The sequence below is a fragment of the Rhizobium sp. KNZ14-9A genome (assembly GCF_056755015.1).
In genome coordinates this window covers 2,569,271-2,584,880 of record NZ_JBPGXB010000002.1, presented here as the reverse complement: position 1 = coordinate 2,584,880, position 15,610 = coordinate 2,569,271, and the positions used below count along the sequence as shown (strand labels likewise).

General features: G+C 59.5%; 17 protein-coding genes. 8 read left to right on the top strand and 9 right to left on the bottom strand.

Annotated features, from left to right (window positions below):
* Positions 1-82 precede the first annotated feature (82 nt).
* The 6 genes from ACR9ZQ_RS19570 to ACR9ZQ_RS19545 all read left to right on the top strand — a co-directional run bounded on the left by ACR9ZQ_RS19570 (position 83) and on the right by ACR9ZQ_RS19545 (position 6,430).
* On the top strand, positions 83-835 hold the full coding sequence (locus ACR9ZQ_RS19570; RefSeq protein WP_481428593.1) for a Crp/Fnr family transcriptional regulator: 753 nt from the start codon (positions 83-85) through the stop codon (positions 833-835).
* A 50-nt stretch (positions 836-885) separates the two neighbouring features.
* Positions 886-1,107, top strand: coding sequence for a hypothetical protein (locus tag ACR9ZQ_RS19565; RefSeq protein ID WP_481428592.1), 222 nt, complete (start codon positions 886-888; stop codon positions 1,105-1,107).
* Between the two features lie 192 nt (positions 1,108-1,299).
* Positions 1,300-3,135 (top strand): HAMP domain-containing methyl-accepting chemotaxis protein, encoded by a 1,836-nt coding sequence (locus ACR9ZQ_RS19560; protein WP_310382811.1) that lies wholly within the window; start codon positions 1,300-1,302, stop codon positions 3,133-3,135.
* A gap of 870 nt (positions 3,136-4,005) precedes the next feature.
* Complete coding sequence (locus ACR9ZQ_RS19555) at positions 4,006-4,497, top strand: response regulator (RefSeq protein WP_481429337.1); 492 nt, start codon at positions 4,006-4,008, stop codon at positions 4,495-4,497.
* Between the two features lie 54 nt (positions 4,498-4,551).
* Entirely contained in the window at positions 4,552-5,322 is a 771-nt protein-coding gene (recO, locus tag ACR9ZQ_RS19550; protein WP_310382813.1) for a DNA repair protein RecO, read from the top strand.
* A 112-nt stretch (positions 5,323-5,434) separates the two neighbouring features.
* Entirely contained in the window at positions 5,435-6,430 is a 996-nt protein-coding gene (locus ACR9ZQ_RS19545; RefSeq protein ID WP_481428591.1) for an aldo/keto reductase, read from the top strand.
* A gap of 2 nt (positions 6,431-6,432) precedes the next feature.
* Here the strand turns inward: ACR9ZQ_RS19545 and ACR9ZQ_RS19540 are convergent, their stop codons facing one another.
* From ACR9ZQ_RS19540 to ACR9ZQ_RS19530, 3 genes are all read right to left on the bottom strand, one after another.
* Positions 6,433-7,290 (bottom strand): MOSC domain-containing protein, encoded by an 858-nt coding sequence (locus ACR9ZQ_RS19540; protein ID WP_481428590.1) that lies wholly within the window; start codon positions 7,288-7,290, stop codon positions 6,433-6,435.
* A 9-nt stretch (positions 7,291-7,299) separates the two neighbouring features.
* Positions 7,300-7,944 carry an HD domain-containing protein gene (locus ACR9ZQ_RS19535; RefSeq protein WP_481428589.1) on the bottom strand — a complete coding sequence of 215 codons (645 nt, stop codon included), beginning with the start codon at positions 7,942-7,944 and terminating at the stop codon, positions 7,300-7,302.
* Positions 7,945-8,017: 73 nt separating this feature from the next.
* Complete coding sequence (locus ACR9ZQ_RS19530) at positions 8,018-9,919, bottom strand: putative bifunctional diguanylate cyclase/phosphodiesterase (RefSeq protein ID WP_481428588.1); 1,902 nt, start codon at positions 9,917-9,919, stop codon at positions 8,018-8,020.
* A gap of 468 nt (positions 9,920-10,387) precedes the next feature.
* On the opposite strand from ACR9ZQ_RS19530, the gene ACR9ZQ_RS19525 reads away from it, so the two are divergent.
* The gene (locus ACR9ZQ_RS19525) at positions 10,388-10,729 is read left to right on the top strand and encodes a hypothetical protein (protein WP_481428587.1); all 342 of its coding nucleotides are present in this window, start codon (positions 10,388-10,390) and stop codon (positions 10,727-10,729) included.
* Between the two features lie 126 nt (positions 10,730-10,855).
* Positions 10,856-11,371: a superoxide dismutase family protein gene (locus ACR9ZQ_RS19520; RefSeq protein ID WP_481428586.1), complete on the top strand. Its 516-nt coding sequence runs from the start codon at positions 10,856-10,858 to the stop codon at positions 11,369-11,371.
* A gap of 1 nt (position 11,372) precedes the next feature.
* Here ACR9ZQ_RS19520 and ACR9ZQ_RS19515 read toward each other — a convergent pair whose 3' ends face one another.
* From ACR9ZQ_RS19515 to ACR9ZQ_RS19490, 6 genes are all read right to left on the bottom strand, one after another.
* On the bottom strand, positions 11,373-12,293 hold the full coding sequence (locus ACR9ZQ_RS19515) for a mechanosensitive ion channel family protein (RefSeq protein WP_481428585.1): 921 nt from the start codon (positions 12,291-12,293) through the stop codon (positions 11,373-11,375).
* Positions 12,294-12,347: 54 nt separating this feature from the next.
* Positions 12,348-12,878 carry a tyrosine phosphatase family protein gene (locus tag ACR9ZQ_RS19510; protein ID WP_481428584.1) on the bottom strand — a complete coding sequence of 177 codons (531 nt, stop codon included), beginning with the start codon at positions 12,876-12,878 and terminating at the stop codon, positions 12,348-12,350.
* Entirely contained in the window at positions 12,875-13,483 is a 609-nt protein-coding gene (locus ACR9ZQ_RS19505; RefSeq protein ID WP_310382820.1) for an HD domain-containing protein, read from the bottom strand. The genes ACR9ZQ_RS19510 and ACR9ZQ_RS19505 overlap by 4 nt, the downstream gene beginning before the upstream one ends.
* Entirely contained in the window at positions 13,480-14,319 is an 840-nt protein-coding gene (gene ygfZ / locus ACR9ZQ_RS19500; protein WP_439014498.1) for a CAF17-like 4Fe-4S cluster assembly/insertion protein YgfZ, read from the bottom strand. The genes ACR9ZQ_RS19505 and ygfZ overlap by 4 nt, the downstream gene beginning before the upstream one ends.
* A 162-nt stretch (positions 14,320-14,481) precedes the next feature.
* A complete protein-coding gene (locus ACR9ZQ_RS19495; RefSeq protein WP_310382822.1) occupies positions 14,482-15,234 on the bottom strand; it encodes a hypothetical protein in 753 nt (250 codons plus the stop codon).
* A gap of 19 nt (positions 15,235-15,253) precedes the next feature.
* Positions 15,254-15,511, bottom strand: coding sequence for a hypothetical protein (locus ACR9ZQ_RS19490; RefSeq protein ID WP_007820178.1), 258 nt, complete (start codon positions 15,509-15,511; stop codon positions 15,254-15,256).
* Between the last annotated feature and the right edge of the window lie 99 nt (positions 15,512-15,610).

Genomic DNA, 15,610 nt, shown 5'->3' with positions numbered 1-15,610 from the left:
GGAACAAATCAGCTTGGCTGCGCATTGATCTGCCAACGGCGCTGCACCCTGCAGCGCCGGTTTTTGCGACAGCAGGGACAAGATGGCGACGGCAAAACCCACCCATTCCTTCAAGACGCCCTGCGAGCAGTGTCCGTTGCGGCCATTGCCGCATTTCCGGGAGTTCAGCCGCGACGAGCTGGAATTCGTTTCGACATTCAAAAGGGGCGAACTGGCCGTCGATGCCGGTGCGACCATCCTGGTCGAAGGTGCCCACAGCGCCCATCTCTTTACAGTGCTCTCAGGCTGGGGCTTCCGCTACAAGATGTTGGAGGATGGCCGCCGGCAGATCCTGAACTACATCATGCCGGGCGACCTGATCGGCTTGCAGGGTACGATCATGGGCGAGATGCAGCATTCGGTGGAGGCCCTATCGCCGGTGACGCTCTGCGTCTTCGAGCGCGACAAGCTGATGACCCTTTATAACAAGCACCCTTCGCTTGCCTTTGATATTACCTGGATCGCGGCGCAGGAGGAGCGCATTCTCGACGAACACCTGTTGAGCATCGGCCGTCGTACGGCGCTCGAAAGAGCTGCCTATCTCATTGCCTTCCTGTTTGAACGCGCAAAGAAGCTCAGCCTTTTCAACGGCCGCAATGTCATCCCGATCACGCAGCAGCATATTGCCGATACACTTGGTCTTTCGATCGTTCACACCAACAAGACGCTGAAAAAGCTTGCAGGACGCAACCTGATCCGTTGGCAGGAGCGCGGCTGCGACGTGCTGGACGGGGAGGGGCTGATGCAGGTGGCCGGCTGGGAAGGGCTGCGCGAAGCAAAGCGCCCTTTCATCTAAGGCTTGTTGAGATTTAGGATTCCCATTTTGATTGGGCCTTGGGCAACCCCGTGCGTTTCGTTGTGCTGCCGGGGCAGCGGTTCGATACAGTCGGCGTCGCAGCCCTCATTGACGGTGTCGAATTCGATGGCATGATCGCCGACAAGGCATTCGACAGCAATCACATCATCGCCGATCTCAACGAACGCGGCGCAAAGATCGTCATCTCACAATATCCAAGACGGGCCTCGCGAGGCCACACTTCGGTGCGTCGGGCTGTATCCCCACCCTGATTCGCAGTCAGCGCCCGAATGCAAGCCCTGGATAGCAGATAAGGAGACCTTGCTATGTGTCGTTTGTAAGCAGAATAGATAATCCAGCCAGCAAGGGCTGGATCGAATAAAGTTAATTCTAAATTAGCAAATCTGGCGAATTCTTGCAGCTATCCGATCCGCGCGGTCGCCCTTTTGGAGCTGGAGACCTGAATGAAGCGCCCAAGTGTCAAGCAAGCCCTTATTGCCGTTTTATCCGTCATCTGTGCCTTCCTGGTTGTCTTGTCCTACAATTCTCTCAGCACGATTTCGACGCTGAACGACAACACCCAGCAAATTGGCAGCTTCTGGATGAAACGTCTGGTCACTGCCAGAGATATCAAGGGAAACTTCTCCGATCTGAAGTTGGCTTACGCGCGCTACCTATTGGAGGCGTCACCAGAAAAGCGAGCCGCGGGAGCGAAGCTGGTTGACGACACGAATTCTGCGGTCAAGAGTTCGATCGATGAATATGTGAAAGGTGTCCGCACCGAGCGAGGCCGCGAGCTGATCAATCAGGTCAACTCCGAGCTTAAGAAATACGACGAGCTTGCCGACCACATGGTCCAATTGCAGGATAGCGCGAGCGGAGCCGAAGCTGCCAGTCTCTTCCGCGAGAGCATGGAGCCGCAATCCGATCTGGTGAGCCAGAAGATTGCAGATCTGGTGGCCTTCATTTTGAGTCAGACCGAATCATATGTCGCCGCAAGTAGCGCCACGGCAAGCTACGCGTTCACAGTTACAGCACTAATCGCAACTCTCGCAATCCTAGTCGCCTTGGCCGGAACAATATTTGCCGTGTTCGGTATCGCAAACCCGATACGCCGGATCGCCTCTGCCATGAAGATCTTGTCCGACGGCGATCTGGGAAGCGCTATTCCTTACGCCGGCCGCGCGGATGAGATTGGTGCGATGGCGGCAGCAGTGGAGGTGTTCCGACAGAACGCGATAAACGTTCTTCGATTGGAGCAGGAGGCATCGGCATCGCGGAGCCAGTCAGAGGCGGCTCGTACCGCAGCACAGGAGCGTGCCGAGAGAGAAGCGGAACAACTGAGGTTTGCGACAACAACGTTAGGCGATGGATTAAGGCGTCTGGCAGGCGGCGATGTCTCCTTCCAGCTGGCGGAGCCTTTCGCCTCGGCGTACGAGCAGTTGCGCGAGGATTTCAACGCTTCGCTCAAACAGCTCGGTACGACGATCAGTGCTGTGCTGAAGACTGCGCACAGCATCGATAGCGGAACGCGCGAAATCGCGTCCGGCGCGCAAGACCTTTCCAAGCGCACGGAGCAGCAGGCAGCCTCTCTGGAAGAGACGGCAGCAGCCCTCGATGAGATTACCGCCAATGTTACGACAGCCTCCAAGCGGACCGACGAGGCTCGCAATGTCGCACACGAAGCTAATGTCAGTGCGGAACGTTCCGCTTCAGTCGTGTCAGAAGCCGAACAGGCGATGAGGCGAATCGAGGACAGCTCGGAGCAGATCTCCAACATCATTAGTGTCATCGACGAAATCGCGTTCCAGACAAACCTGCTGGCACTGAACGCAGGCGTCGAAGCAGCCCGCGCCGGGGAAGCCGGTAAAGGCTTTGCAGTTGTCGCTCAAGAGGTTCGCGAGCTCGCACAACGCGCGGCAACAGCGGCGAAGGAGATCAAGGGTCTTATCGAAAAGTCCTCTGCCGAAGTCGGCACCGGCGTGAGACTGGTTCTTGAGACGGGTCAGTCGCTGAAATCGATCAGTGACCATGTGTCTCGGATCAATCAGCTGATGGAGGCGATCGCGACGTCCGCGCGAGAGCAGTCCACGGGACTTGGCGAAATCAACACCGCCGTCAACCAAATGGATCAATCCACTCAACAGAACGCGGCGATGGTCGAACAATCCACCGCAGCGGCCGCGTCTTTGTCGAGTGAGGCGAGCAGGCTGCGTGATCTAGTTAACCAGTTTCATCTCGACAGCAACCCCGGCCAGACCGCTGCGATGAGAACGACTGTACGGATCAGAGCAGCGTAGTGGTGGCTTCTTGACTGCGTCGTCAAATACAGGCCGTAGCAGCAGACACGCCATTGCTCCGGGCCTTACTTCAGCTGGGGATGGAAGCGAGGTAGAATTGTGGCTACCTCGGACGCCGCGCAGGCTTCAGATGGCCCGCTTTCAGATCATTAGCCGCTCGCTCACGTCAAAGACGGCCGCATTATCTGTTGCGCAGACGGAAGTTCTATGAATCACATTCAGTCTTCAACGGAATCTGGTGGGCTATGTGAGGTCGGCCGAGTATGACGGTGTTCGTGTCCCTTCAGGGCCACCGCAATGCCGCGATGCGGTGATTGAATTGGCCGGATTATGCCTGCGATACCATCTCCAGCTGACACAAGGTACGTGCAGTAAGCTCTCAATTTAAGCCAATGGCTCGGCAGATCCTCCTCGTTCTAACCTTCGAGGCGCAAAGATCGTCATCTCACAACATCCAAGGCGGGCCTCGCCGCTGCCGCCCGACACCGAACTCTACAAATGGCGACATACGATCGAGAATTTCTTCTGCAAACTCAAAGAGTTCAAGTGCATCGCAATGAGATCGGACAAAACCGACCAGAGCTTCTCAGCCATCATCTATCTCTGCTCAGCAGTGATCAATTCCCGATGAATCTCAACAGGCCTTAGAGCATGTCGCGCAAAACTGTGCAGCGGTTTTGCGACAACGACATGCGGCAAACAATAACTTAAAGCGTTGCGAGCGGATCTGAAAGATCGCGACACGCTTTGGAATCTCTCCCGGTCGGATTGGTCAACCTTGATGTCTTTTTTAAATGCAAATTGGCGTCAGGGAAACTAGAGTCACGTCATCTTTCCTCCGACTTTCGTTTTTATCGACCGGAGACAAAAATGTGGCTATTCAGTTATGGTGGGCAACCACCGTCAACGGTCCAGGCGGGGTACCGACGGAATGATGTTTGCAAAAAGGCCGAAGCGCTGCAATGTTTGCGCTTCACGAGGGGCATGGAGATCATGAACGCAAGAACCCGTGTTCTGGTCCTGGAAGACAGTCTGATCATCGCCATGGAGGCGGAGGATATCCTGCGTCTCGTTGGTGCTGATACCATCGATATTGCCAATAGCGTCGATCAGGCCAGGGACGCAATCCAAGTCGCAGATTACGATTTCGCGCTTCTCGACGTGAATCTGGGAGAGGCGATGAGCTTCGATTTCGCGCGCGATCTGTCGCTGGCCAATATTCCGTTCGGCTTTGTCAGCGGCTATTCCGATACGCTGGATTTCCCGACCGACCTTCAGGACGTGCCCCTTCTCGTCAAGCCTTTCGACGAGAATGCAATGCGTGACTTCCTCCAGAAGCTTTTCCCGTCGCCGGCGGAATGACAGCGACCTAGCCTTGCTCTAAAATGAATCGGCAGGCTGAAGGACGGTTTTCCGATGCAATGGCAGGACCAGGCGATCATTCTTGGCGTCAAGCGCCACGGCGAGACAAGTGTCATCGCCGAGGTCATGACGCGTGAGCGCGGCCGTCATCTCGGCCTCGTTCGCTCCGGCCGTTCGCGCACCATGCAGCCGGTGCTGCAGCCCGGCAATGAGGTGGAAGTCACCTGGCGTGCCCGGCTGGATGAACATCTCGGTGAATTCCGCCTCGAACCGGTAAAGCTGCGCGCCGCACGGCTGATGGAGACGGCGACCGCCGTCTACGGCGTGCAGGCCATGGGCGCCCTGCTGCGCCTGCTGCCGGAGCGCGATCCGCATCCGCATCTCTTCGAGGCGCTGGAAGTCATCCTCGATCATCTCCACAATCCCACCGATGCCGGTGAGCTTTTCGTACGCTTCGAGCTTGCGGTGCTGAACGACCTCGGCTTCGGACTCGATCTTACCGAATGTGCGGCGACTGGGACCCGCGCCGATCTCGCCTATGTCTCGCCGAAATCCGGCCGTGCGGTGAGCCGTGGTGCGGGAGAGCCTTGGGCCGACAAGATGCTGCTTTTGCCGGCTTTTCTGAGTGCGCAGGAAAATCATGCGGCCGATTTCGAAAGCCTCACGGCGGCATTCCGTCTGACCGGATTCTTTCTGCATCGCCATGTCTATGAACCGCGTGGTCTGGAGGCTTCGGCAGCGCGTGAAGGTTTCGTTCAAGCGGCACTCAAGGCGCTGAATCCGGCTGCGCGGACGCTTTTACGGCCGGATGAACTTTCTGCGTGAACGGCTTTTCATCCCTGCAAAACGGTCTTCAGTTTTGGCGGTTTACCCCCATGCGCCGCATCCCTATCTCTCCGTCGATCAGGAAAGTCTCTAAGCGCTCAAGGAGGAAGCCATGCTGACCAGGCCCGATACATCGACCACCATCACACTCTGGAACGGGCAGGATGTTCCCCGCCTCGGCATGGGCTGCTGGGCGATCGGCGGTCCGTTCTTCGCGGGCGACACGCCGCTTGGCTGGGGCGAGGTGGACGACAATGAATCCATTGCCGCGATCAACCGGGCGATCGACCTTGGCATTCGCTTTTTCGATACGGCCTCGAATTACGGCGCCGGCCATTCGGAAGAGGTTCTGGGACAGGCGATCGGCAATCGCGCCGACATCGTCATCGCCACCAAGTTCGGCTTTGCCACCAATCCGGAAACGAAGCAGGCGACCGGTGCCTTTTCCGATCCGGCCTTCATCCGCCAGTCCGTCGAGACGTCGCTCCGCCGGCTGAAACGGGAGCGTCTCGACCTCCTGCAATTCCACATCAATGATTTTCCGCTGGATCAGTCCGACGAAGTCTTCGATACGCTGCAGGCCCTGCGGGGAGAGGGCAAGATCGATGCCTTCGGCTGGAGCACGGATTTCCCCGATCGCGCCGCCCGCCATGCCGGTCGGTCCGGCTTCGTCTCGATCCAGCATACGATGAACGTCTTCGAGCCGGTGCCCCAGATGATCGATGTCGTCGAGAAGAACGGCCTCATCTCCATCAATCGCGGTCCGCTGGCCATGGGCCTGCTGACAGGCAAGTTCACGCCGGACAAGGCCGTGGGCGCCAAGGATGTGCGCGGGGCAGCACTCGAATGGATGATCTATTTCAAGGATGGGCGTATCGCGCCTGAATTCGCCGCAAGGCTCGACGCCGTGCGCAGTCTGCTCACATCTGATGGACGCACGCTGACGCAGGGCGCGCTCGCCTGGCTCTGGGCGCGTTCACCGCGCACCCTGCCCATTCCCGGTTTCCGGACGGTTGCGCAGGTCGAGGAAAATGCCGGTGCGCTGGAAAAGGGACCGTTGCCGGCCGATGTGATGGCGCAAATCGATGCGGCGCTCGCCCGCGCTTGATTCTACCCGCGAGCGCGAACCTTGAAGGTCCAGCCCTCCGGCCGGGCCTCGATGACCGTCACCTCGTCGCCAATCGCGACCCTGCCGGTGCCGCGCGGGGTCACGTTCCAGCCGAAAAGCGGACCAGGCACGCGCCGATCTCCCGACATGCGGATGCGGCCCATGGCGGGCATGGGGTTCGCCACCTCGCGTGACCCCGTCAACTGGTCCTGCGTCGTCATGATGCAGCGGGCGCAGGGCTTGACGAGGTCGAAGCGGATGCCGGCGATCTCGATCGCAGCCCAGCGGTCCTCGGCCCAGGCCTCGTCCGTGTCGATGACGATATTCGGCCGGAAGCGCTCCATGCCGATGCCGCCTTCGGCATGGGCCGAGAGATCGGCGTTCAGCGCCGTCAGCGATCCCGTCGTCGTCACCAGGATCTGGTAGCCGTCGGTAAAGGTCACCGGTGTGCCTTCGCCCGCCCATTCGGCATTGGCCGTTCGTTTGGCAGCACCGTCGAAGAAGACGAGTTTCACCGCGCGGCCGAGCCATTCCGAAAGCCTGACGTTGCTGTCATCGTCGGCAACGGCAGTGCTGACGACCGATTTCCAGACCGTGACATCGAGCCGCCGGTCCGGATGCGGCGGCGGTACGGCGATGTCAGGCTTGCCCTGCATCAGCAGCCGGAAGGCGCCGGCCTCGGGCCGTACGTCGATGCGGGCAAGGGCCGGGAGCTCGCGTTGCGTGATGAAATGTCCGTCCGCGTCCGTCACCATGGCGCGCCGGTCGCCGGGTAGGCCACAGGCATCGATCTCGGTAGAGGGCAGGGCGATGCCGCGGGCGCTCTTGAGCGGGTAGATGAAGAGATCGCTGACACGCATCATAGGCTCCTAGATTTCATCCATAAATGCCGCGAGGAAGTCGCGCAGGCTTCTGTCGCGGGCTGCGGCCAGATCACGTCCGGTCCGGGTCTGGAAACCGTCCGCCAGTTTGAACAGCTTCGTCTGGAAATGGTCAATCGCATAACGTTTGTCATCGAGCGGCCGGTCCTCGGAAGCCGGATCGAAAGGATCGTAGAGGCCCGATCCGAGCCGACCTGCAATATAGAAACAGCGCGCCGCGCCGACCATGCCGATGGCATCCAGCCGGTCGGCATCCTGCAGGATTTTCGCCTCCAGCGTTTCCGGCGGCACGTTCGCCGAGAAGCTGTGCGCGGTCACCGCATGGGCGACATCAGCGATATCCTCATCGCCCCATCCAAGCTCTTTCAATATCCGCGACGCTTTTTCTGCGGCGAGTACCGATGCCCGGGCGCGCAGCGGCGAATTCTTCTCGACGGCGACGCAATCATGCAGCAGAACGGCAGCGGCCAGCACGTGGCCCTTGCCGCCTTCTGCGGCGTGGAGGCGCATGGCATTACGGAAGACACGCAGGATATGGGCGAGGTCGTGGGACCCGTCGTCACCCTCGGTCGCATGTGGAATGAGCTCCACAGCCAGAGACTCATGGGGAGAGAAGGCTTCGGCCTTGAACATCGTCGTCACCGGTTTTCAAAGGGTTCGTATACCGTCGATAACGGCTTGGCCGGCGAGTTGCAACGTGCCGAGATCAGCGCCGGAATTTGGCGAACGGCGTAATGCCATTCGCCTTTGGCGGCATGGACAGCATGCGGGTCGCATCGCCGAACGGTTTTGGGGCGCTGATATAATAGCCCTGGATCTCGTCACACGCTTCGCGTTCGAGCAGCGCCATCTGCTCTGCGGTTTCCACGCCCTCCACGGTCACGCGCATGCCAAGCGCATCGCCAAGCAGGATGATCGCACGCATGATCGCATGTGCTTCCCTGTTCTCGTCGATGTCGTTCACGAAGGACTTGTCGATCTTGATCTTGTCGAACGGGAAGCTCGAGAGGTAGCTCAGCGACGAATAGCCGGTCCCGAAATCGTCCATGGAGATGCGGATGCCGCGTTCCCTGAGCGCATGCAGGATCGGCATTACCTCATCACGATTTTCCATCAGCACGCTTTCGGTGATCTCCAGTTCGAGACGCGAAGGAGAAAGTTCTGCGGCAGCAAGCGCCTCGCCGACATCCTTCGGCAGGTCGCTGCTGCTGAACTGGATAGCCGAGACATTGACGGCAATCTTGATGTCCTCGGGCCATTGTGCTGCATCGTTGCAGGCCTGGCGCAAAACCCAACGGCCGATATCGACCACGAGGCCGACCTCCTCGGCAAGCGGAATGAATTCCATCGGCGAGACCCGGCCGCGCACTGGATGATTCCAGCGGATCAGCGCCTCGAAGCCGCAGATGCGGTGTTGCGTGAGATCATAGAGCGGCTGGTAGTGAAGCTCGAATTCCTCGTTCTGCACGGCGGCCCGCAGATCGGCCTCCAGCGCGTGACGGGCCTGCATCTTCTCGTCCATCTCGACGGTGAAGAAGCGCTCGTGCCGGCGTCCGTCCGCCTTGGCGTGGGAGAGTGCCATCGCCGCATTGCGCAGCAGCTTGTCGGTCTCGACAGCATCGTCAGGGGCAATCGAAATACCCATGGAAACACTGAGTTCCACCTGCTTGTCGCTGCGGAAGAAGGGTTCGCTGAGCTCACGGCGGATCTGATCGGCAAGTGCTGTGATGTTCCACGGCTGCTGGCGGTGCGTCTGCAGGATCGCGAATTCGTCCGAGCCGAGACGGGCAAGAATGTTTTCCAAGCCGGCCGAGGCGCGGATGCGCTCTGCGACTTGCTGCAGGATCTTGTCGCCAGCAGAAACACCCATCGTATTGTTGATCGACTTGAACCGGTCGAGATTGAGATGCACGAGCGCGATCTGCTCGTCTTCCTTGCGCTCGGCAAGGGCCGCATCGAGTTGCTCGCGGAAGCGAATGCGGTTCGGCAGACCGGTCAGCGGATCGTGATGGGCGAGATAGGTAATGCGCTCGGCGGCCCTGCGGTCTTCGGTAATGTCGGCATGGATGGCGATATTGCTGCCGTCGGCAAGGATGGTAACGACGCTCTGGATGATGCGGCCATCATCCATCAGCCATTCGCGCCGGCGGATGCGCCCTGCCTTCGAGGAAGCTTCCTGGCCTTCCTTCCTGCTGCGTGTCCTGGCGCCGGCTTGCTCAGTGCCACGCGTCTTGTGCATCAGGTCGGCAATCGTCGTGCCGGGCGCAACATCGCCGTCGCTAAAGCCGAAGAGCTGGCGGAAGCGCAGGTTGGAAAGGGTCAGCCGCTGGTCCGCATCGAACACGCTGAGGCCGAGCGGCAGGTTGTTCAGGACGATTTCGAAGAGCTTGCGCTGTTCCGCAAGGGCCTGCGTGGTGGAACTGATCGTCTTCTTCAGTTCGCGGTTTTCGATGAGCAACGTTCCGGCGCTGCGCTCGATTTCATCATATTCGCTTTCATGGCTGCGATAGGTCGCGATGACGAGCTCCATCAGATGCTCTGCATCGATCGATCCGTCCTCATCGACGGCCTGCGTGCACTGTTGCCAGAAAAGCGTCTCAGCTTTCATGCGCACGAGTTCCCTCGCGGGACGATTGCGATGGAAGCATGGCAAAAGGCGAAGGCGTCTTCGACTGGCAAAGGTGCCATATCGAGCCGGGCATGAAAAAGACCTCTCTAAAATGAATGCAAGAATCATTTTTTGTAAGCAGCAGGTGGCCATTTCCGGCAACTCGCAAGCGGCATCTTCTACCGGGCCGATTAATAATCGGTTGCAACTCGCCGGCCATTATAGCTAGCCGGCATTTTGTGTGTATCTCGCAAACTACTGAAATACCGAGGAAACCTCGTTTTTCGAGGCAATTGGAAAGTGCCGCGGAAATGGGTCGTTACACTTTGTCAACTATGGTTAATCGAGTGTTAACAGCTTATTGACCGAAGCCGCAAATCAGTTTAGTCAACAATCCAGTCCTTGATATTTCCCACCCGCGTATTGCGTACAGACTCTCACCGGAAGAAGCGGTGAACGGAGGTTTGTATGACTGTTATTTCATCAGTTTCAGACATCTCTTATGCATATTTGGCAACGCTCTCGCGGCTTGATGCCAATGGTGACGGCGTCTTGAGCCGCACGGAACGTGCGGCAGATGAGAAGCCCGGCATCATCAGAGAGTTTCTCGAAGATGATGATGGCGATAATACGCAGCCGAAATATCCGAGCAGCCTCGTCGCGCTCATGATGGAATACAGCGACAACGGCTCGGCAACCGGCACGGCCGTTCCCTATGCGCTGCAGCAGGTTGCTCCTGATGCTGATGACCAAGCGATGCAGATCTATCGCAATACCTACGGCGAGTTCGATCTCGGTATCGCCGCCTGAGCCTTAGTCGTCGGCTGCAGAAGTCGAGCCGGCCTCGTGGCCGGCTTTTTCTTGCCTTTTATGCAGGCAGGAACACCTTCTTTCGTGAGGCGTTGGGACACAGTCCCCGAAACGGAAGGAAACCTGATGAAAATCATATGCACCATCGCTGCCCTCGGGCTGCTTGCGGCGGCGTCCCAAGGCTTTGCCCAGGACAAGCAGACGGCGACGGCAAATTTTATCGGCCCTGACGGCAAGGAGGCCGGCCGCGCCACACTGACCGCTGCGGCCAATGGTGGTGTCTTCATCGAGGCGGAAATCTCCGGCCTCCCCGTCAACAAATGGGTCGCCTTTCATATTCATGAGACCGGCCACTGCGATGCCGCAACCCATCACGAATTGGCCGGCGGTCATTTCAATCCGACCAAGGCCGAGCATGGTTTCCTGGCCGCCAAGGGACCGCATGCCGGCGATATGCCGAACCAATATGTCGGTCAGGACGGCATCCTGCGCGCACAGGTCTTCGACACCATGATCTCGCTCGACGGCAAGGAGGATGGTGTGCGTGGCCGCGCGCTGATGGTGCATGCCGATTCCGATGATTATCGAACCCAGCCTTCGGGCGGCGCCGGCGACAGGGTCGCCTGCGGCGTGATCAAATAGGTTATGGCTGCGTTTGCGCGGACGTCCTCGGCGTCCTCTTGCGGGCCGAAACCCTGACCTGCGCTTCCTCTGGTGCCGGTTCGGGAACGGGAGCGTTCGAAACCTCCGCCGGAGCGTCGCCAACCTCGCCCCTTTTGTCAAAGGCAAGCTTGACGCGCTTGATCATGTCGCGACTCAGGCCCCACCAGTCGCCGGTCGATGCCCAGTAGCGCAACGTCACGCTGACCGCACTGTCGCTGAGACTATCAATGAAGACACTCGGCGCCGGCGTCTTGAGTACGCGCTCGTCGGCGGTTGCTAGCTTCATCAGCGTCTCCATGGCGAGATCGAGATCGTCCTGATGCGTAATGTTGATCTTCACTTCGTTCTGCCGCGTCGGCTGGCGGCTGTAATTGGTGATCGGCGTGTTCCAGAGCGTTGAATTGGGTGCCAACCGGTAGAGACCGTCTCCGGTTCTAAGCTCGGTGGCAAACAGGCCGATCTCAAGAACCGTTCCCGAGACACTGCTCGTCTCAATATATTCCCCGACGCGGAACGGGCGCAGCACGAGCAGCATGATGCCGGCAGCGATATTCTGCAACGTGCCCTGCAGCGCCAGACCGACGGCAAGGCCGGCGGCGCCGAGTGTGGCGATAATCGATGCCGTCTGCACGCCGAACTGCCCGAGAACGGTGACGAAGACCAGCACCAGCAGCGCATAGCGCACCACATTGGTGAAGAAACGGGCGAGCGTCTCGTCGATGCCGCGCACGCGCGAGATGCCCTCATAGGCCCAGCGGCTGATGAGGCTCGCCGTCACCCAGCCAACGATGAGCAGGATGATCGCCCCGAGGATGGAAAAGGAATATTGTACGGCAAGCGCGCTCGCCTGATCGAGCGCTGAGCGGGTTGCGATGATAAGGTCGGTGGCCTGCTGTTCCATCACGTACTCCTCGAATGCCTCGTCGGGGGCTAGATGGAGCAGGGGTGAGGAGCGTCAACCGTTTGAATCGCCCCTGACAGTCAACACGAAAGGCGCGTTGCCGTCGGCCTCAGCACCACGGCCGATGGCCCTAACGGCATCGACGAGCCGGCCGCGCCGGTCAAGCAGCGCATCGCCAATTTCGACGATCCGGGCATTCGGCGTCGCATAGGGCGAGGCGGTTCGCAGCCGCCGGGTAAGCGCCATATCCTCCTGCTCGGGCGCGAGCGAGAGAGCCGCTATCAGCGCCGCGGCAGGCGAGCGCGACACGCCCATCCAGCAATGGACGAGCAGCGGTGCGTCCTGCTGCCAGCCGGCGGCAAAATCGATAATCGCCCGCACATGCTGTTCGTCAGGCGCCACTAGATCGCCCGTGCCCTTGAAGGCAATATCGTTCATGTTGAGCAGCAGATGCCGGTCGGCCTGGATGACGCCCGGCCGGTGAAAGGCCTGCTCCTTTGCCATCAGGCTGATCATCTCGCGCGCCTTGTGCCGCACGGCCATTTCGGCGATGCGCGCCAGTGGAGAAACCACGATGACGGTCACGACGCGATGCCCCGCTTCGCCTCGATCTCAGCGAAACGCTCACAGAAGAGCCGCTGCGCTTCGAGCGCCGGGACGGGATCGATCGAGAGCATATCCCGGGTGATGCCACGCGGCTGACCGAAGAATTTTTGCGCCTCCGCAGGCGTGAAGCCGGCAAGTACAGTTGCCTCGAAATAGGCGGCGATCGTATCGGCCTTCTTGATCTTGTCTTTGAGCTCGCGGGAGGGGTGCGGCGGCAGGCCGAAACGCAGATGCACGGCCGCTTCCAGTCGCTTCTCGACGGTCTTGTATCCGCCGCCGACGACGGCCTTGAAGGGGGAGATCATGTCGCCGATCACATATTCGGGCGCGTCATGCAGCAGCGCCATCAGGCAATCGCCAGGTGTGGCCTCATTGAAATGCCGGAAGATGGATTCGACGACAAGGCAGTGCTGCGCAACGGAAAAGGCATGGTCACCCGACGTCTGGCCATTCCAGCGGGCGACGCGTGCAAGTCCGTGGGCGATATCGCTCAATTCGACGTCGAGCGGCGAGGGATCGAGCAGATCGAGCCGCCGGCCGGACAGCATGCGTTGCCAGGCACGTGGAGCCTTCGCAGTCGTCACGCGCTGGCCTCGTCTGAGGAAGTCGGGAAGCTGAGCCCGGACCAGGCGGGCAGGCTGAGCGTCACGGAAACATCGCCGGCAAGCAGCGGCGTGCCGGATGCCATGGCTTCGCCTGCGCGGTCTATGCGCACGATCGCCAATCCGCTCGACCCCTCGACGGAGCCGAGCATGCCGACCGGCTTGCCATTGGCGGTTATTTCGGTGCCGCTGGCAGGCAGCGCAGTCCCGGCCGAAACGGTCACGACACGGCGTCGTGCCGTGCCGCGATGCTGCATGCGGGACACCACTTCCTGACCGACATAGCAGCCCTTCTTGAAGGAGAGGCCGCCGTTGAAATCCATCAGCACATCATGCGGGAAGGCGTCCTGCAGCGCATAATCAGGTCCTGACGTGACGATGCCATTCTCGATGCGCAACGCATCGTAGAGCGCCGCATCATCGCTGCCATGATGACCGGCACGACGCAGAACGGTAACATCAGCCTTGGCAAAGCGACTGTCCTTGACGCCTTTTTCGGCATCCTCGCCCCAGGAAACGGTAACACCATCTTCGGCACCCGGCGTCAGCGTCACCGGCGCGCGCAGGCGATACATGGTCAGCCGCTTCAGCAGGGCTTCTCGCTGGGTCGCATCCGTTTCGATGATGAAGTCATCACCCTCGCGCCAGATGACGAAGTCGAACAAGATCTTGCCCTGCGGTGTCAGCAATGCGCCCGGCCGCGCCTCGTCCGCACCGAGCGAGACGATGTCTGTGGTGATCAGATTCTGCAGGAAGGATTCTGCTTCCACGCCGCCGACGGCAATGAGCGAGCGGTCTTTCAGGAATACGGCTGGCATGGCGAAACCTGTCGCGTTGGTGATCGCTCAGAGGTAAGTCTTTGAAGCGGATGGTGCAAGCGCTCTACAGTATCGGCCCGAAAATCGGAATCGATTTTCAAAAAGCCTGATGCGTAGATTCAAGGAGTTAGTGCGTCCGAATGGACGCACGGCGCTCCAGCGTCAGTCGCCGGCTGTGAAAAACTTCCATTTGCCATCCGGCGCAATGCCGACGCGATAGAAATTATAGCCGCCGAATTCCTGCATGTCGGAGAGATCGCCTGCCGTGACGATGCGCAGGAGTTCCACGCGTTCCGGCGGTGTCAGCGATTTCAAGTCTTTTTCAGCAAAATAGGGCCAGACATACATTTCCTCGGGCGTGCCCTGACCGACATGCACGAAACCAGTCGAGATAACGTCGAGCATGATCGCGAGGATCTCGTCGCCATCAGGATCGCCGGAGAGATCCTTCAGCGTGCCGATCGGATCATCCGTAGGTTCGCCGACCGTCACCTGGGTCTGATCGGCACCGGTCCCCATCAGCGGGCGCAGGCGTTCGAGATCGCCTGAGGCGGCTGCCTCGACGATCTGTTCGCGCATCTTGCGCACCGGTTCCGGCGCCTTGCTGATGTCGTAGATCACTTCGACGGGTTTGGAATCGTCGGATGCGCCTGGCGTTTTGTCGACGCTCTGACCGCTCTCTTTGTTGACGAGCGGATCGGGCTGGGGAATGCCTGACGAACCGTTCTGCGGTGGAGCGGGCTGCTGCGGGCTCTGCTGCGCCGTGGCAGGCGCATCGGGCTGGCCCGGGATCTTCTGAAGTTCGGAAAGCGCGTAGGCGGAAGAAGCGGACAGCATGCTGCCTGCGGCGAGGCCGACGGCAAGCAGGACCGGCGCGAGCGAAATTCGCGAGGAAATATCTTTACCGGTACGCATGAGACTCTCTGTATTGCCCCTATTGCAGGGTCCTGTTGGTGGAAAACTCACCTGCCAGCATGCGGTCGCGCAACGAGTCCAGTAAGGCCTCGGCACTGTTTTCTCCATGCAGTCTGATCGTCTCGCGCAGCGCATGAGCAATCGCAGCATCGGCAATGATTTCAGGCTCGATACCATCGGCCATGCCGTCAGCCCAAGCCTCGTTCTGGTATTCCAGAGCCGCCTGCATCTTTTCGTGGACGATCATGTCGTCGATGTCGTTGAGGCTTGGTTCCATTATCTTTTCCTCAGAACTTCTCATGTCTTACCGCTACGTTAACAACACTAACAGCCTTTTCCCAAAACGACACGGCCGCATGCGAAATCAGGTTAATTA